A 16,714-nucleotide genomic window follows, 5' to 3' on the forward strand; every position below is an offset into this window, starting at 1 on the left:
GGTCCTACAGTTCGCAGCGTGATCACGATCAACGTCGGCGGGCGCGAGTACGACTCGTGGGACGCGCTGCCCGAGGAGGTGCGGGCCCAGCTGCTCGCGGTCGGTGTCGACCCGGGACCGGACGGACGCCTCGACTCCGTCGACCTGTCGCGTGCCCATGGCTCGGTCACGCGGCGCACCACCGTCGCCGGACCCGGTGGTGCGCCCCTGCCTCCCGTCGTCGCCGAGGTGCTGTCCTCCATCGCCGACGCCTTGGGCTCGGCGCTGTACGGGGCCGTCGGGCCGGTCGCGCCGACCGCCGGAAGAGGGCCGGTGGTCGAGCCGGACGCACCGCCGGCGCCGACCACAACCGAGAGCCTGCCCGCCGTCGAGCGTGCGGCCGTCGAGACCGACGCCGAGGACGCCGAGGACGCCGAGGACATCGACGCCTCCGCGCCGGCGCGATTGCGGCGCGTGCCACGGGTCCTGGCCTGGCTCGTCATCGCCGGCACCGTGCTGCTCGTCGCCACCGTCGTCGTCATCGGCCTGAGCGGGGTCTGAGCGGCGCCGCCGATCAGCCGTAGGTGTCGCGCGGTCCTCGCGAGTCGGGGGAGCGACGGGCGCCGCGGTTCCACGACGGCGCGCTCGGGCCGACGACCTTGAGCTCGCGGACCGCGCCGGCTCCGATCTCCTCGTCGATCCGGGCGAGCAGCGACGAGGCGAGCAGGCGCATCTGCGTGGCCCAGGCCGTCGAGTCGGCGCGCACCGTGAGGATCCCGTCGACGAAGGTGAGCGGTTCGACGTGGCCGGCGATGTCGGGCCCCACGATCTCGGGCCAGCGGCCCATGACCGAGCCGACCGCGACGTCGACCTTCCAGCCGCGGTCGAGCAGCAACCGGTCGAGCTGGTCACCGAGCAGGGCCGGGTCGCGACCGTCGCGGGCCGAGCCGGACAGCACCGGCGCGTCACCGATCGGACGGCGTCGCTTCTTCGGCCGCATGCCGGGGCGCAGTCCCTTCTCGGCCGCTCCCGCCCGCGCCCGCGCCAGCGCCGAGGCCGCGGCGTCGGCGATCCGGGTGTCCTCGTCGTTCGGTTCGGGGGTCTCCTCGGCAGCACCGGCCGCCGTGTCGGCGGGCTCGGCCCCGGGGGCGTCGTCACTCATCGTCGCCCTCCCCACCCGACTCCTCGCCGGCGGTGTCCTCCGCGAGGGCCTGAGGTGGCTCGCTGACGGACGCACCCACGGAGCCTGCGGCCTGGACCTGACCGAGCACGACGGCATACGTCGTGCCGTTCTCGCGGAGCACGTCGGGCACGTCGGCCCCGACGGCGGCGGTGATGAGCACCTGCTCGCAGTCGGAGACGAGCGCCGCGAGCCGCTCGCGCCTGCCGGAGTCGAGCTCGGCGAAGACGTCGTCGAGCACGAGCACCGGGTCGTCGCCGAGGTCGCGCCGCAGGAGCCGGTATGCCGCGAGCTTGAGTCCCAGGGCGAAGCTCCACGACTCGCCGTGGCTGGCGTAGCCCTTGGCGGGCAGCTCGCCGAGGGAAAGGACGAGGTCGTCACGGTGGGGCCCGACGAGGGAGATGCCGCGCTCGATCTCGCTGGAGCGCACCTGCTCGAGGGTGTCGAGCATCCCGGTGCGCAGCTCCTCGATCTCGGGGACCTCACCGGCGGCGAGCCGCTTGGCGAGGTCCTCGTGGAGGGAGCTCTTGTAGGTGGCGCGTGCATTCGAGGCGGCCGCGCTCACCGCGTCGTAGCACTCGGAGAGGTCGGGCACGAGGTCGCGCAGCAGCCGCAGCCGTGCGTAGAGCAGCTGAGCCCCGACCGAGGCGAGGTGGTCGTTCCACACGTCGAGGGTGTGCAGGGCCGCCTCGCGGGCCTCGTCGACCGGCTGGTCGCTGTCGCGGGGCGGACGCGGCGGGCGACGGGCACCCTTGCGGAGCACCGGCGCCGCGGACTTGAGCAGGGCGTTGCGCTGCTTGAGGATCTTGTCGTAGTCGGACCGGACCCCCGACCACCGGGGCTGTCGCTGCACGAGCAGCTCGTCGAGGAAGCGCCGCCGCTCCGACGGGTCGCCCTTGACGAGGGCGAGGTCCTCGGGCGCGAAGAGCACCGTGCGCACCGTGCCGAGCACGTCGCGCGGCCGCGAGACGGGGGAGCGCCCGAGGCGGGCGCGGTTGGCGCGACCCGGCGTGATCTCGAGCTCGACCATCGTCTCGCGGTCGTCGCGGATGATGGCCCCACGCACGATCGCCTGGGCCGCGCCGAACCGGACGAGCGGCTGGTCCGTCGCCACGCGGTGCGACCCGAGCGTGGCGAGGTAGCCGACCGCCTCGACGAGGTTCGTCTTGCCCTGGCCGTTGAGACCCACGAGCGTGGTGACGCCCGGCGTCAGCGCGAGCTCGGCGCTCGGGTAGCTGCGGAAGTCCTTGAGGGTCAGGTGACGGACGTGCAAGGAGGGTGCGGCGCTCTGCTCAGGCCTTCTTGGCGGTCTTCTTCGCCGCGCGCTTCTGGCCGCGCGCGGAGTCGGCCATGTCGGTGGCCGTCGTCGCCGACGCCCGACCCGAGGAGGCGGCCTTCTTCGCGGCGCCGACGTTGGCCTGCGAGGCCGTCGCGGACGCGCGCTTGCTCGCCTGCTTCGTCGCGGAGCGACGCGAGGCGCCCTTCTTCGCCGCGGCCTTCTTGGCCGGGGCCGCCGGCACGTCGCCCTGGCGCAGCTTCTCGCCCTCGGCGATCGTCATGACCTGGTGCCCGCCGAACTGGCCGCGCAGCGCCGCGACGGCCTGCATCGTCGGCGAGCTCGACTGGCGCGAGGCGAAGCGCGCGAAGAGCGAGGCCGAGATGACCGGCATCGGCACGGAGAGGGCGATGGCCTCCTCGACGGTCCAGCGCCCCTCGCCGGAGTCGTTGGTGTAGTCGGACACGTCGTCGAGGTGGGGGTTCTCCTCGAGCGCGTCGACCATGAGGTCGAGCAGCCAGGACCGCACGACGGTGCCGCGGCTCCACGCCTTGAAGGCACCGGGGACGTCGGTGACGATGTCCTTCTTCTCGAGCAGCTCGTAGCCCTCGGCATAGGCAGCCATGAGGCCGTACTCGATGCCGTTGTGGACCATCTTCGTGTAGTGCCCGGCACCGACCTTGCCCGCGTGGACGAAGCCCTCCTCGCGCGGGCCCTCCGGCCGCAGCGCGTCGAAGATCGGCATGGCCCGGGTGACCCACTTCTTGTCGCCGCCGCACATGAGGCCGTAGCCGTTCTCGAGGCCCCAGATGCCACCGCTGACGCCGCAGTCGACGTAGCCGATCTTCTTCTCTCCGAGCAGCTTGGCGTTCTCGAAGTCGTCGGTGAAGCGCGAGTTGCCACCGTCGATGACGAGGTCGCCCGGCTCGAGCAGCTCGGCGAGCTTGGCGACGGTCTCACGGGTCGGGTCGCCGGCCGGCACCATGACCCACACGACGCGCGGGGCCTCGAGGGCCTTGACGAGCGCCGGCAGCGTGCGCACGTCGGCGACGTCGGGGTTGCGGTCGAAGCCGATGACCTCGTGGCCCGCGCGACGCAAGCGCTCGCGCATGTTGCCGCCCATCTTGCCGAGACCGATGAGACCGAGCTGCATGTCGCGAGCCTTTCTGCGGGGAAGTCTGCGGGAAGCGTGCGGAGCGGGTGGCGCGGTTCGAGGCTACGCCTGCCCGGCGGCGTACGGCACCGGGCGCTCGAGTGCGCCGTGAGCGCGGTGCGGGAGTGGTTGTCAGCTGGCGAAGCGGACCGGCATGAGGACGTAGCGGTAGCTGGTGTCGGGCTCGGAGTCGGCCTCGGCCTGGCCGGTCAGCACGGCCGGGCGGCTCGGCTGGGTGAACGAGAGACGGCTCCAGGCTGTGCCGACGGCGTGCAGGCCGTCGAGGAGGAACTGCGGGTTGAACGCGATCTGGATCTCGGGTCCGTTGAGCGTGGCCTCGACGGCCTCGGAGGCCTGGGCGTCGTCGCCGGTGCCGGCCTCGATGGCGACCTGGCCATCGGTGAACTTCAGCAGCACCGGGGTGTTGCGCTCGGCGACGAGGGCGACACGCTTGACCGCCTCCTCGAGCGCCGCTGTCTCGACGACCGCCTCGGTGTCGACCGACGTCGGGAAGATCGAGGTGACCTTGGGGTACTCGCCGTCGAGCAGGCGCGTCGTCGCGCGGCGCTGGCCGGCCTCGAAGCCGATGAGGCCGTCGCCGCCCTGGCCGAGCGCGAGCTCGACGGAACCGGACGCACCGAGGGCGCGTGCCGTGTCGGAGAGCTGGCGAGCCGGGATGAGCGCGACGTGGCTCGCATCGGTGGCCGACGGGCTCCACGTCAGCTCGCGCATCGCGAGGCGGTAGCGGTCGGTCGCGAGGAGGGTCACCTTGTCGCCGTCGATCTCCATCCGCACGCCGGTGAGGATCGGCAGGGTGTCGCCCTTGTCGGCGGCGATCGAGACCTGGGCCACCGCCTGGGTGAAGACGTCGCCGGCGATGGTGCCGCTCGTCTCGGGCGAGAGCGGCAGCGTCGGGTAGTCGGCGACCGGCATCTCGCGGAGCGCGAAGCGGGACGAGCCGCAGGCGACGTTGACCTTGCTGCCGTCGGTGCTGACGTCGATCGGCTTGTTGGGCAGGTTGCGCGAGATGTCGGCGAGCAGGCGACCCAGCACGAGCACCTGGCCGGCCTCGGCGACGTCTGCCGGCACGGTGATGCGCGCGGACACCTCGTAGTCGAAGGCGGACAGCGTCAGCGTGCCGTCCTCGTTCGCGTCGACGAGCACGCCAGCGAGCACAGGAACCGGCGGGCGCGCCGGGAGCCCACGGGCCACCCAGGTCACGGCCTCGGCCAGGACGTCTCGCTCAACCCGAAACTTCACGGTGCACTCACTTCGACGGGGAAGGACATTGGGGCTCAGACACTAGTGCCTGCCGGTGACTGGCACCACAGACACTCCCCGAATCGCCGAGGCGGCAAAATCACCCGATCGCCCATCGGGTCCGTGGACCCTCGCGAGCCGGCCCTGGGCGTCCGGTCGGACCCTCGTTGTCGGGGCTCCCCTCTATGACTGGGATCTCGTCATAGTCATAGGTGCTGTGGATGCTGTGGACAACCGGCGTCGGTGCAGGTCAGCCCACCGATGGGGGTGTGCACGGCGTGTGGGGTCGCGCCGGACGCGACAGGCCCGCCCTGTGGACGGATCTCGGCCGTGCACATCGTCCTCACAGGAAGCCCGGGGGTTGTCCGCAGCTTTCCGACCGTCGTCCACACGTTTCCACAGAGGCGTGTGGAAGAGCGGTCTGGATATGTCCGATTTGAAATGATTGAGGACTAGTCACCTGTGCACGATCCGGGCCACGGCTTCCACAGAGTTGTCCACAGGCGGTGGACAACTCTCGCGCCCCGCGGTCTCGTCGCGTCTGCTGCCTCGGGTCACGGAGAGGTCACGCTGTGCACACAGGTGTGGACAAACCTGTGGACGGATGTGGACGTATGCCGTGTGCGCGGGCGCGTGCAGGCGTCCCGGACGGGGCCGACTAGTCACCGGCCGGAGCGATGGCGCACCGTCGCGAGGCCGCGAGAAGACACTCGAAGAGTGCCTCGCCGTCCGGAACCGGCCCGAGCTGGGCGAAGACCTCGCTCGTCACGGCGCCGAGCAGCAAGGTCCAGGCGGCCAGTCCCTGGGTCAGGTCGACGGCGTCCAGCCGTGTCGCGGCGAACATCGGTGCCTCGAGCAGTGCGCCGACACCGGCCTCGGCGCGCGCCGGCACGAGTCCGAGCCGCTGGGGGTCGGCGAGCCGGCCCGCTGCCCGGACGTCGTCGAGCAGGGCGACGAGAAGGACGAGGACGGCCGTGCCCGGCTCCTCGGTGCGCTCGGACGGGGCCTCGTAGTCCGGGACCGGAGAGCCGTAGATGAGCGCGAAGTCGTGCGGCCGGTCGACCGCCCACGCTCGCAGGGCGCGGCCGATGGCATCCCATCGTGCCTCGAGGTCGTCGTGGGGGACGGTGTCGTGGGCGCTGCGGACGGCTGCGGCGAGCGACCAGTACGAGTCGACGATGAGGCGGGTGAGGAGCTCGTCGCGACTCTCGACGTAGCGGTAGATCCCGGAGGAGACCATGCCGAGGTCGCGGGCGACGGCGCGCAGGCTGAGCGCGGCCGCCCCGTCCGTGGCCAGGTGCTCACGCGCCACGCGGAGGATGTCGGCCTCGACGGCGAGCCGGTTCCGGGCGCGCTTGCCCAGCGGGGCGGCAGGCGTGTCGGCGGCGGGTGCAGGGGCGGACGCGTCCGCGGGTGTGATGTCGAACGGGTCCATGGACCGAGCCTGCCACATCTCGCGCGAAAATGTGAGCAGTGCTCTTGCTTTCGTCGCCGACTGCTGTCACCATCGAAATGTGAGCGGTGCTCACGCCACAATCTCGAAGGAGCAGACCATGACCCACCACCTCGTCCTCGGCGCCGGCGGCGTCGGCCGCTCGACGACCGCCGCACTCGTCGCCCTCGGCCACACCGTGACCCTCGCGTCCCGTTCGGGGCGGGTCGTCGAACGCCCCTGGCAGGACACCCACCCGGACGCGGTCGAGGTCGTCGCCGTCGACGCGAGCGACGGGTCCGCGCTGACCGCCCTGGCGGGCGGTGCCGCGAGCATCGTCAACGCCGTCAACCCGCCCAGCTACATGACCTGGGACACCGACTGGCCGCCGATCGCCGCCGCCACCCTCACCGCCGCCGAGGAGTCCGGAGCCGGCCTCGTCATCATCGGCAACCTCTACGGCTACGGCGAGGTCGAGGCGCCCATGCACGAGGACGACCCGATGCGGCCGTCGGGTCACAAGGGACGCATCCGTGCGGACATGTGGACCGAGGCGCTGGCCCGCCACGAGGCCGGCCGGCTGCGCGTCACCGAGCTGCGCTCGAGCGACTACTTCGGACCGGGCACGACGCCGCGGACCAGCTACCTGGGCGACGTGGTCATCGACGCGCTGCTCGCCGGCCGACCGCCCTTCGTGCCCGCCGGCCGCGCCGACGCGCCGCACTCGTGGACCTACGTCCCCGACGTCGGCCGGCTCGCAGCGCGGGTCGCCGCCGGCGACGACGGCTGGGGTCGAGCCTGGCACGTGCCGACCGCGCCCGCCCGCACGTTCGACGAGGCCGCCGGTGACGTCGCGCGTGTCGCCGGCGTCAAGCAGCGGAGGGTACGCGTGCTGCCCCGGCCGCTCGGCACCGCAGCCGGTGCGGTCGTCCCCTTCATGCGAGAGCTGCGCGAGACCCGCCACCAGTTCGAGCGGCCCTTCGTCCTCGACTCCGAGCTCACCCAGCGCACGTTCGGGCTCGCCCCGACCCCGTGGGACGAGGCGCTGACGACGACCGTGGCCGCCCGGCGCGCGGCCAAGGCTGCGAAGCCGGCCCACGCGGGGGCCGCGGCCTGACGCCGACGCGGCCCGACGGCATACGTCATCGGGCCGCGTCAGCGGACGTGCTCGGGTGTCAGTGCGACTGCTGGCGGATCCGGTTGGTCAGCTCGGTGACCTGGTTGTAGATCGCGCGGCGCTCACCCATGAGCTCGCGGATCTTGCGGTCGGCGTGCATCACCGTCGTGTGGTCGCGGCCGCCGAAGTGCTGGCCGATCTTCGGCAGGCTGAGGTCGGTCATCTCGCGGCAGAGGTACATCGCGATCTGCCGGGCCGTCACGAGCTGGCGCGAGCGGCTCGAGCCGCAGAGGTCCTCGAGCGTCACCGCGTAGTAGGCCGCCGTCACCGCCATGATCGTCGCCGCGGTCACCTGGTTCGGCGTCTCGTTGGGCAGCACGTCCTTGAGCACGATGACCGCGAGGGGCAGGTCGACCGCCTGGCGGTTGAGGTTGCTGAACGCCGTGACGCGGATGAGGGCGCCCTCGAGCTCGCGGATGTTGGTGCTGAAGTTCGTCGCGATGTACTCGAGGACCGGGTCGGGGACCGTCATCCGGTCCTGGATCGCCTTCTTCCGCAGGATCGCGATGCGGGTCTCGAGGTCGGGCGGCTGGACGTCGGTGAGCAGGCCCGACTCGAAGCGGGTGCGCATCCGGTCCTCGAAGCCGGACAGCTCGCGCGGCGGCAGGTCACTCGTGATGACGATCTGCTTGTTCGCGTTGTGCAGCGTGTTGAAGGTGTGGAAGAACTCCTCCTGCGTCTGCAGCTTGCCCTGGAGGAACTGGATGTCGTCGATGAGGAGCACGTCGACGCTGCGGTAGCGGTTCTGGAACGCGCTCGCCTTGTCGTCACGGATGCTGTTGATGAAGTCGTTGGTGAACTCCTCGGAGTTCACGTAGCGCACGCGCACGTTGGGGAACATCGTGCGGGCGTAGTGCCCGATCGCGTGGAGCAGGTGGGTCTTGCCCAGCCCGGACTCGCCGTAGACGAAGAGCGGGTTGTACGCCTTGGCCGGGGCCTCGGCCACCGCGACCGCGGCCGCGTGGGCGAAGCGGTTGCTCGCGCCGATGACGAAGGTGTCGAAGGTGTACTTCGGGTTGAGCCGGGTGTCGCCCGGCGAGCTGGGCTCGGGGCGCTGCTGGAGGCGCAGCGGCCCGCTCTCGCCACCGCTGAGCGGGTCGGGGCCGAGCTCCATCCGCGTCTGCGCCTCGTAGGTCGGCTGCCGCGGCTCGTCGAGGTCGGCGCCGTTGAGTGCTGGTGCGCTCTCGGCGAGGTCGCGCAGCGGGTTGTGAGCGGCCTGGCCGTAGCCGCCGTTCTGGTGGCCGCCGATGGCCCCGGAGCCGTTGCCGGACGGGGAGCCGGAGCCCGCGCCCCCGATCTGGCCGGCGCCCTGACCGCTGCGCGAGCCGTCGTGGACCTGCCCACTCGGCTCGTCGCTGATCATCCCGAGGTCGGTCTCGAGGCTCTCGTCGACCGAGACCGCGAGCTGGACCGGGTGACCGAGCTGGCTCGCGAGGGCCTCATGGATCTGCTCACGCACCCGCTGCTCGAGGAAGTCCTTGGTGAACGTGTTGGGTGCGCGCACGAGCGCCGTCTGGTCGAGCACGCCGACGAGGCGGCACAGCCGGACGAAGGCGCGCTCCTGGTTCGACAGGCCCACCGAGTCGAGAGTGCCGAGCGTCTGCTGCCAGATCTGCGCGTAATCGACGCCTGTATCGGCCACCTGATCCCACCTACCCCTGAGTCAATTCCGTTGCGCCTGTTGCGATCCCGGCTCGGTTCGTCTCGAGCAAGGGCTCGAGTGCGCCGGGGTCGGACCTGCGGGGTCCGTCCGTGTCCTGGTGAACGATGCCCTGTTGTCCACACGTTTGTCCACAGCCTGTGCATGGGGTGGCGAGGATCGTGAGAGTCGAAAACCTACAGCCGCAGGCTCACCGGTGACAATCGAGTCGTCCATAGATCTCCGGCCGGACGGCGTGTCGGCTTGCAATCGCCGTGGGACCTTCGAAGATCGTGAGTTTTGGTCTGCTCGCTCGGGGCGGCTCCGTCGGTTTGACCCTCTCTCGACGGCTCCCGTATCGTTGACCGAGCGTGTCTGCGACCTCTTTCGCATGCCCATGGCCCCGAGCCCGGCCCAGCCGGCCCCCTCGGCCCTCCACGGGCTTGCCGATTGCGGTCGCATCGGCCACCGACAGCCCCACAACGGGAGCCGGACCGACGTCGTCGTGACGTCGGACGGGCCCCTGCAACCTACGGAGAACCTCGTGAGCAAGCGCACCTTCCAGCCGAACAACCGTCGCCGCGCCAAGACGCACGGCTTCCGCCTGCGCATGCGCACCCGCGCGGGTCGCGCCATCCTCGCCCGCCGCCGCAGCAAGGGCCGCGCCGAGCTCTCGGCCTGAGCAGCCGGAGGCCGCGGCGTGCTGCCGGCACGTCACCGACTGCGTGAGCGGACGGACTTCACGACGGCAGTACGCGGGCCCGGCGCCAGCAGAGCAGGCGGGCGACTCATCGTCGTGCATGCCAACCGGACCGATGCGCGTGCGGAACTTCCGCCGCGCGTCGGTTTTGTTGTGTCCAAGGCCGTCGGCAACGCCGTCGTGCGCAACCGGACCAAGCGCCGGCTGCGCGCCAGCGTCGCAACCCGGCTGACCGGCATACCGACCGGCCTCGACCTCGTCGTGCGCGCCAACCCGGCCGCGGCGGAGGCGACGTGGGACGAGCTCGACCTCGCCGTCGGGCGCCAGCTCGAGAAGGCGTGCCGGCCATGAGCCCCACGGTCAACCAGGTGCTCGCGGCGCCGCTGGTGCTGGCGGTCCGCTTGTACCAGCGGTTCGTCTCCCCACTCTCCGGCCCCAGCTGCCGCTTCTACCCCAGCTGCTCGGCGTATGCCGTCACCGCGCTGACCCGGTTCGGACCGTTACGTGGTGGTTGGCTCGCGATCCGCCGGCTCGGCCGCTGCAACCCGTGGAACCCGGGCGGGGTCGACCCCGTTCCCCAGACGTGGGCGACGCGAAACGACGTGCGGCCGGAGGACTTCCGCCCGGCCGGAACCGCCGAGGACGAGCACGACCACCAGCACGACGAGCACGCCCCGCACGCAGTCCCGCACGCGGTCTCCCACCGCGAACCCACGACCTGACCAACCGGCATATGGTTGCCGATCAGTGGTGAGTGGCCCAGACACCTCGAGCCCGAGCTGAACCGGCCGGCCCACCAGACCACAGAGGAAACACGTGATCGACTTCTTCAACACCCTGCTCTATCCGATCAAGCTCGGTGAAGCCTGGGTCATGTACGGCTGGCACTGGCTCTTCGACAAGATCGGCCTCAACGGTGACCTGGCCGGCTGGGCCTGGGCCATGTCGATCGTCGGCCTCACCGTCGTCGTCCGCCTCCTGCTCATCCCGCTCTTCGTACGCCAGATCCACTCCTCCCGCCGGATGCAGCTCATCCAGCCGGAGATGCAGAAGATCCAGAAGAAGTACAAGGGCAAGCGAGACCCGGAGTCCCAGAAGGCCCAGCAGGCCGAGATCATGGATCTCTACCGGCGCACCGGGACCAACCCGTTCAGCAGCTGCCTGCCGATCCTCATCCAGAGCCCCTTCTTCTTCGCGCTCTTCCAGCTGCTCAACAACCTCAAGGCCCAGGCCGAGGGGGTGCCCGGGCACGACGCGATCGGCCCGATCACCCGCGAGGTGGCGGCCCAGATCGAGAGCTCGACGATCTTCGGGGCCAAGCTGTCGGACTCGTTCCTGACACCCGGTGCCAGCCTCAACGTCAAGATCCTCACGGCCGTCCTCATCATCCTCATGTCGGCCACGACGTTCACGACGCAGTACCAGCTGATGCGCAAGAACATGCCGGCGGCTGCCTTGGACAACCCGTTCGCCAAGCAGCAGAAGGTCCTGCTCTACCTGATGCCGATCTTCTTCGCGATCTCGGGCGTCAACTTCCCCATCGGTGTCCTGATCTACTGGCTCACGACGAACCTGTGGACCATGGGCCAGCAGTTCTACGTCATCCGCAACATGCCGGCCCCCGGGTCCGAGGCCGAGCGCGCCCGCCGTGAGCGGATGAAGCGCAAGGGCAAGGACATGCAGGAGCTGACCGTGCCGGGCCTCGAGTCGACCGAGACCGTCCCCGACGACGCGCCCAAGTCGGGCCAGCGCCAGCAGCCGAAGGGCAAGAAACGCGCCCGCACTCAGCCGACCAAGAATCGCCGCTGAGGTTCATCCACACACTTGTCCACACTGCCTTGGGGCCTCTGACCTGCGGAAACGTGAGTTGTCCACAGAAGTGCCCCCGGTGAACGAAGGAGTTTCCCATGAGCGACACCCAGGCCACGGACGTCGAGACGCCCGCTGACGACACTGCCGAGGCCGTCACCGGCGAGGCCACCAACGAGGCCACCAGCGACACCCCAGGGCAGCTCACCGAGGTGCCCGAGCCCACCCTCTCGGTCGAGGCTTCCCAGAACGACGAGGTGGCGGAGACTGCCTCGCCGGCCGAGACCCCGGGCGCGACTGCGGACTCCGACGAGCCCGATGTCGAGGACCAGGGCAACAAGGCGGACAAGGGCGACAAGAAGTCGCGGGTCCGGATGCTCGAGCGCGAGGGTGAGGTGGCGGCCGACTTCCTCGAGACCCTGCTCGACATCGCCGACCTCGACGGGGACATCGACGTCGACGTCGACGGCGACCGGGCTGCGATCGCCATCGTCGACTCCGACGAGGGCCGCGTCCCGCGTCGCCTCGTCGGGACCGACGGCAAGGTGCTCGAGGCCCTGCAGGAGCTGACCCGACTGGCCGTGCAGGTCGAGACCGGCGAGCGGAGCCGCCTCATGCTCGACATCGCCGGTCACCGCGCGCAGCGTCGTTCGGCTCTCGTCGAGCTGGCCAAGGTCGCCATCGCCGAGGTGCAGGAGTCGGGGACGAAGCGCGCGCTCGAGCCGATGACCGCGTTCGAGCGCAAGGTCGTCCACGACGAGGTCGCGGCCGCCGGTCTCGTGTCCGAGTCCGAGGGTGTCGACCCGCACCGTCACATCGTCATCCTTCCTGCGTGACCACCTCCCGTTTCACGTGAAACGGGAATCGACCCCTGCATCCGAGACGGCATCCACGAGGAGTGAGAGCGCGTGACCCACGGTGCTCTCGACCCGGCGGAGCTGCCCTCGACGCCGGCTGCGGCGGCCGCGGTCTTCGGGGACCGGCTCGCGCTGGCGGAGCACTTCGTGGCGATCCTGGCGGACACCGGGATCAGCCACGGCCTGATCGGCCCTCGTGAGACGCCGCGGCTCTGGGACCGTCACGTGCTCAACTGCGGCGTCGTCCACGAGGCGATCCCCCGGAGCGGGGAGACGCAGCAGGTCATCGACGTGGGGTCGGGTGCCGGTCTCCCCGGTCTGGCTCTGGCCATCGCGCGTCCCGACCTGGACCTGCACCTCGTCGAGCCGCTCGCGCGGCGCACCGGGTGGCTGTCGGGCACCGTCGCCCAGCTCGGTCTGACGAACGTCACGGTGCACACGGCCCGGGCCGAGACCATGTGGGACCGGCTGCACGCGCCATGGGTCACGGCCCGGGCGGTGTCACGCATCGTCCAGCTCGCCGAGTGGACGCTTCCCCTGCTCGAGTCGGGCGGCAGCCTGCTCGCCCTGAAGGGGAGCAGCGCCGTCGACGAGCTGGCTGAAGGGCGTACGGCACTCACGCGTCTCGGCGTGGTCGACGCCGAGGTGCACGAGTACGGTGGGGACCTCCTCGGTGAGCCCACCATCGTGCTCCGGGCGACGATCGGCGCGGTCGTGGACCGTCGACGGTTCCGCTCGCGCCAGCCATCCAGTGCCGGTTCGGCCCGCCGTCGGGCTGATCGGCCGCGCGGTTCGCGACGCTCCGGCCCGGAAGCGGGCGGGCGTCCGCGCCATCAGCCATGATCGTGTCCAGACCATTTCGATGGATGACCCTCGCGGATCCTGCCGCGGGCCGTCCCTCAACCCCGGAGGTGCACTCCCTGTGACGATGTCGACCAACCTGGGCTGGCCGAGCGAACCCGAGCCGGGACCGGAGCACCGACGTCTCGGTTGGCTGGCGCGCATGTTGGGCGTTTCACGTGAAACAGGCGACGGGCAGCAGGCAGAGTCGGGACCCGAGACGTCGGGCGACGAGACGCAGGCAGCGAACGCTGCCGAGGTGGGAGGCTCCGGCACCGGCGAGGTCGTCGACACCCCGTCTCAGGCGGACGCCGCGTCCGGAACCCATGATGTGGCGGGGACGACCGACGAGAGCAGCGTCGACGAGAGCAGCGTCGACGAGAGCAGCGTCGACGAGAGCAGCGCGGAAACGGAGCCCCGCGACGACATCGCTTCGGATGACCGGGCCGGCGAGCCGGACCCTGAGACGGTGGAAGCGCACGTCGAGCCCACGCCCTCCGACACCGAGGCGCCCGGCGCCCAGCCCGATCCCCTCGAGCTCGGGCACGACCTTTCGGCCTCCGACGAGTGGCTGCCGTCGCCCGACCAGCCGCTCACTGACGAGGCCGCGGCCTTCGGTGAGCGTCAGGTGATTGAGCCCGCTCCAGGAGCGGCACCCGACGACCGGCCGGTCGAGGAGTCGGGGCCTGCACCCGTCGAGGTCGAGGCGCCGGGGGTCGAAGCGGCGCAGGACGAGCTGCCACCCCCTGTGGACAACGCGGTGGATGACGCTCCGGGAAATGCCTCTGTTGAACGGGAAATCACGTCGAACGAGGCTGGGGACAACGCTGTGGACGAAGCCCGACGCGCCTCCGAGCTCAGGGCCGACCATGCCGATCGTGAGGCCCTCGCAGCAGCCATCCCGACCGCCGGCCAGGACACGCCGCTGGCGATGGAGCTCGCCGAGAACGCCCGTCGCCGCATCCAGCTGACCGGTCGTCCGTTCCCGAAGCCGGTGGGTCCACGGGTGCTCACCGTGGCCAACCAGAAGGGCGGCGTCGGCAAGACGACGACGACGGTCAACGTCGCGGCCGCCCTCGCGCAGTCGGGACTCAAGGCCCTCGTCATCGACCTCGACCCGCAGGGCAATGCCAGCACCGCCCTGGGGATCGACCACCACGCCGAGGTGCCGTCGATCTACGACGTGCTCGTCGAGGGGACCCCGCTGCTCGATGTCGTGCAGCGGTGCACCACGGTTGAGAACCTCTACTGCGCGCCGGCGACGATCGACCTCGCCGGTGCCGAGATCGAGCTGGTCTCGCTCGTGGCGCGGGAGTCGCGCCTCCAGAAGGCGATCGCTGCCGCGGCCGAGGCCGGACACGAGTTCGACTACATCCTCATCGACTGCCCGCCGAGCCTGGGCCTGCTCACCGTCAACGCCATGGTCGCGGCCAGCGAGGTCTTCATCCCCATCCAGTGCGAGTACTACGCCCTCGAGGGTCTCTCGCAGCTGCTCAAGAACATCGACCTCGTCAAGCGTCACCTCAACCCGGCGCTGCACGTCTCGACGATCCTGCTGACGATGTACGACGGCCGGACGCGCCTGTCGGCTCAGGTCGCCGACGAGGTCCGCGAGCACTTCCCCACGGAGGTGCTCCGGACGTCGGTGCCCCGGTCGGTCCGAGTGTCGGAGGCGCCGAGCTTCGGCGAGACCGTGATGACCTACGACCCGGCCAGCAGTGGGGCTCTCGCGTACCTCGAGGCGGCGGGTGAGATCGCCGACCGTGGAGCCGCCGGTCGCACCTGACCTCGACACGCTCCTCGTCCCGACACGGGGCCGTCACCGTCGTGACGGCCCCGTTTCACGTGAAACGCGCAGAGGCATCCGTTGATCTGAGGACCGTTGCGGCCGGCGTCCGCTCGGTGCACCTCGCGACGTCGCAGAGTCCAGGTGAAGCGAGAAGAGATCGCGGAGCGGCTCGACAGGGTGGGGAGACGTGTCACTGGCAATCGCATCGACGCCTGTTTCACGTGAAACGAGAGGGACGCGGCTCAGTGTCGAAGGACTCGGGTATCCAGGCGCACTCTCCAGGGGCCATCGGGGGATGGCCGGCCCGCCATGGGCACCCGCCGTTCCACGTGAAACACCGTGCGGCTCGGCTCGGAGCGACCGGCGTCGTTTCACGTGGAACGTCACCGCTGGGCTGTCGACGCGATATCGCGACATGAGGTCGGGTGCGCGGGTGGAGTGGTCACGTGCACCTAGACTGACCGACGGACGCGATGGTCGCGTCGGAGATGGCGAGGGGTTGGCGAATGGCGGAGAAGCGTCGAGCACTGGGTCGAGGCCTCGGGGCACTCATCCCGAGCGCGCCGAGCGGAGGCGCCGGTCGACCCGTGGACGTCTTCTTCGCCGAGCAGAAGCAGGCAGAGCCCACCACGCCCCACGCGCCGGGTGCGTCCTCCGGCCCCGACGGAGCCGCCGACCCGACCACGCCGCCGACCACGGCCCCCCCGAGCATGTCGACATCCAGCGCTGACGCTGCGGTCCCGGCAGCCGAGACGACGAGCAGCGGACTCGCCGTCGTCCCGGGCGCGGAGTTCGCCGAGCTCGACATCGACTCGATCCGCCCGAACCCCAAGCAGCCGCGCACGGTCTTCGACGAGGACCACATGGGCGAGCTCGTGCACTCCATCCGTGAGATCGGTGTGCTCCAGCCCATCGTCGTACGGCGCATCCCCGCCGACCAGCTCGACGAGGCCGAGGGCAAGACCTTCGAGCTCATCATGGGTGAGCGCCGCTGGCGTGCCTCGCAGGCTGCGGACCTGGGCGTCATCCCGGCCATCATCAAGGACACGAGCGATGACGACCTCCTGCGCGACGCACTGCTCGAGAACCTGCACCGCAGCCAGCTCAACCCGCTCGAGGAGGCTGCGGCCTACCAGCAGCTGCTCGACGACTTCGGGTGCTCCCACGAGGAGCTCGCCACGCGCATCGGTCGCTCCCGACCGCAGATCTCCAACACCCTGCGGCTGCTGAAGCTCCCGCCACTCGTGCAGCGACGCCTGGCGGCCGGTGTCCTGAGTGCCGGCCACGCCCGCGCCCTGCTCGGCATGGCCGACGGTGCGGCTATGGAGCGGATGGCCCAGCGCATCGTGGCCGAGGGCCTGTCCGTGCGCAACGTCGAGGAGCTCGTCGCGCTCGGCGAGGGCAACGACGCCCCCAAGCCCCGCCGTCCGCGCGCAGGGAGCCGCCACCCGCAGCTCGACGACTTCACGTCGGGGCTCTCGGACCATCTCGAGACCCGCGTCGCGATCGCGCTGGGTCAGCGCAAGGGCAAGATCACGGTCGAGTTCGCCTCGATGGAGGACCTGCGCCGCATCCTCGGGCTCATGGGCATGTCGTCCCCGACGCGCGACTGACGCACACCGT

General features: G+C 70.7%; 17 protein-coding genes. 10 read left to right on the top strand and 7 right to left on the bottom strand.

What is annotated here, in order from left to right:
• The first annotated feature begins 18 nt into the window (after nucleotides 1-18).
• Nucleotides 19-540, top strand: a complete 522-nt coding sequence (locus AB4Y83_RS00400; protein WP_442295688.1) for a hypothetical protein — start codon at nucleotides 19-21, stop codon at nucleotides 538-540.
• A 13-nt stretch (nucleotides 541-553) separates the two neighbouring features.
• Here the strand turns inward: AB4Y83_RS00400 and AB4Y83_RS00405 are convergent, their stop codons facing one another.
• The 5 genes from AB4Y83_RS00405 to AB4Y83_RS00425 all read right to left on the bottom strand — a co-directional run bounded on the left by AB4Y83_RS00405 (nucleotide 554) and on the right by AB4Y83_RS00425 (nucleotide 6,283).
• Nucleotides 554-1,141 (bottom strand): DUF721 domain-containing protein, encoded by a 588-nt coding sequence (locus AB4Y83_RS00405; protein ID WP_442295689.1) that lies wholly within the window; start codon nucleotides 1,139-1,141, stop codon nucleotides 554-556.
• Nucleotides 1,134-2,432 (bottom strand): DNA replication/repair protein RecF, encoded by a 1,299-nt coding sequence (gene recF, locus AB4Y83_RS00410; RefSeq protein WP_442295690.1) that lies wholly within the window; start codon nucleotides 2,430-2,432, stop codon nucleotides 1,134-1,136. Before recF ends, AB4Y83_RS00405 begins: the two co-directional genes overlap by 8 nt.
• A gap of 19 nt (nucleotides 2,433-2,451) precedes the next feature.
• Nucleotides 2,452-3,588 carry a phosphogluconate dehydrogenase (NAD(+)-dependent, decarboxylating) gene (gnd, locus tag AB4Y83_RS00415; protein ID WP_442274474.1) on the bottom strand — a complete coding sequence of 379 codons (1,137 nt, stop codon included), beginning with the start codon at nucleotides 3,586-3,588 and terminating at the stop codon, nucleotides 2,452-2,454.
• A gap of 132 nt (nucleotides 3,589-3,720) precedes the next feature.
• Complete coding sequence (gene dnaN / locus AB4Y83_RS00420; RefSeq protein ID WP_056823375.1) at nucleotides 3,721-4,848, bottom strand: DNA polymerase III subunit beta; 1,128 nt, start codon at nucleotides 4,846-4,848, stop codon at nucleotides 3,721-3,723.
• Between the two features lie 658 nt (nucleotides 4,849-5,506).
• Nucleotides 5,507-6,283, bottom strand: coding sequence for a TetR/AcrR family transcriptional regulator (locus AB4Y83_RS00425; protein WP_442295691.1), 777 nt, complete (start codon nucleotides 6,281-6,283; stop codon nucleotides 5,507-5,509).
• Between the two features lie 118 nt (nucleotides 6,284-6,401).
• Here AB4Y83_RS00425 and AB4Y83_RS00430 point away from each other — a divergent pair, with 118 nt between their 5' ends.
• Nucleotides 6,402-7,397: a saccharopine dehydrogenase NADP-binding domain-containing protein gene (locus AB4Y83_RS00430; protein WP_442295692.1), complete on the top strand. Its 996-nt coding sequence runs from the start codon at nucleotides 6,402-6,404 to the stop codon at nucleotides 7,395-7,397.
• A gap of 58 nt (nucleotides 7,398-7,455) precedes the next feature.
• On the opposite strand, the gene dnaA is transcribed toward AB4Y83_RS00430, so the two are convergent.
• The gene (dnaA, locus tag AB4Y83_RS00435) at nucleotides 7,456-9,099 is read right to left on the bottom strand and encodes a chromosomal replication initiator protein DnaA (protein WP_442274478.1); all 1,644 of its coding nucleotides are present in this window, start codon (nucleotides 9,097-9,099) and stop codon (nucleotides 7,456-7,458) included.
• A 541-nt stretch (nucleotides 9,100-9,640) separates the two neighbouring features.
• Between dnaA and rpmH the strand changes: the two genes are divergently transcribed.
• The 6 genes from rpmH to rsmG all read left to right on the top strand — a co-directional run bounded on the left by rpmH (nucleotide 9,641) and on the right by rsmG (nucleotide 13,305).
• A complete protein-coding gene (gene rpmH, locus AB4Y83_RS00440; protein ID WP_020141619.1) occupies nucleotides 9,641-9,778 on the top strand; it encodes a 50S ribosomal protein L34 in 138 nt (45 codons plus the stop codon).
• Nucleotides 9,779-9,796: 18 nt separating this feature from the next.
• Nucleotides 9,797-10,147 carry a ribonuclease P protein component gene (gene rnpA, locus AB4Y83_RS00445; protein ID WP_442274479.1) on the top strand — a complete coding sequence of 117 codons (351 nt, stop codon included), beginning with the start codon at nucleotides 9,797-9,799 and terminating at the stop codon, nucleotides 10,145-10,147.
• The gene (gene yidD, locus AB4Y83_RS00450; protein WP_442274480.1) at nucleotides 10,144-10,518 is read left to right on the top strand and encodes a membrane protein insertion efficiency factor YidD; all 375 of its coding nucleotides are present in this window, start codon (nucleotides 10,144-10,146) and stop codon (nucleotides 10,516-10,518) included. Before rnpA ends, yidD begins: the two co-directional genes overlap by 4 nt.
• A 94-nt stretch (nucleotides 10,519-10,612) precedes the next feature.
• Nucleotides 10,613-11,605, top strand: a complete 993-nt coding sequence (gene yidC, locus AB4Y83_RS00455) for a membrane protein insertase YidC (RefSeq protein WP_020141622.1) — start codon at nucleotides 10,613-10,615, stop codon at nucleotides 11,603-11,605.
• Nucleotides 11,606-11,703: 98 nt separating this feature from the next.
• Nucleotides 11,704-12,441 carry a Jag family protein gene (locus AB4Y83_RS00460; protein ID WP_442295693.1) on the top strand — a complete coding sequence of 246 codons (738 nt, stop codon included), beginning with the start codon at nucleotides 11,704-11,706 and terminating at the stop codon, nucleotides 12,439-12,441.
• 72 nt (nucleotides 12,442-12,513) lie between these two features.
• On the top strand, nucleotides 12,514-13,305 hold the full coding sequence (gene rsmG, locus AB4Y83_RS00465; RefSeq protein WP_442274482.1) for a 16S rRNA (guanine(527)-N(7))-methyltransferase RsmG: 792 nt from the start codon (nucleotides 12,514-12,516) through the stop codon (nucleotides 13,303-13,305).
• Between the two features lie 172 nt (nucleotides 13,306-13,477).
• Here rsmG and AB4Y83_RS00470 read toward each other — a convergent pair whose 3' ends face one another.
• Complete coding sequence (locus AB4Y83_RS00470) at nucleotides 13,478-13,849, bottom strand: hypothetical protein (RefSeq protein WP_442295694.1); 372 nt, start codon at nucleotides 13,847-13,849, stop codon at nucleotides 13,478-13,480.
• 384 nt (nucleotides 13,850-14,233) lie between these two features.
• Here AB4Y83_RS00470 and AB4Y83_RS00475 point away from each other — a divergent pair, with 384 nt between their 5' ends.
• On the top strand, nucleotides 14,234-15,088 hold the full coding sequence (locus AB4Y83_RS00475) for a ParA family protein (RefSeq protein ID WP_442295873.1): 855 nt from the start codon (nucleotides 14,234-14,236) through the stop codon (nucleotides 15,086-15,088).
• Between the two features lie 509 nt (nucleotides 15,089-15,597).
• Nucleotides 15,598-16,704 (top strand): ParB/RepB/Spo0J family partition protein, encoded by a 1,107-nt coding sequence (locus AB4Y83_RS00480; RefSeq protein WP_442295695.1) that lies wholly within the window; start codon nucleotides 15,598-15,600, stop codon nucleotides 16,702-16,704.
• Nucleotides 16,705-16,714 lie beyond the last annotated feature (10 nt).

The sequence above is a fragment of the Terrabacter sp. RAF57 genome, from assembly GCF_052113925.1.
Taxonomy (GTDB): Bacteria; Actinomycetota; Actinomycetes; order Actinomycetales; family Dermatophilaceae; genus Terrabacter.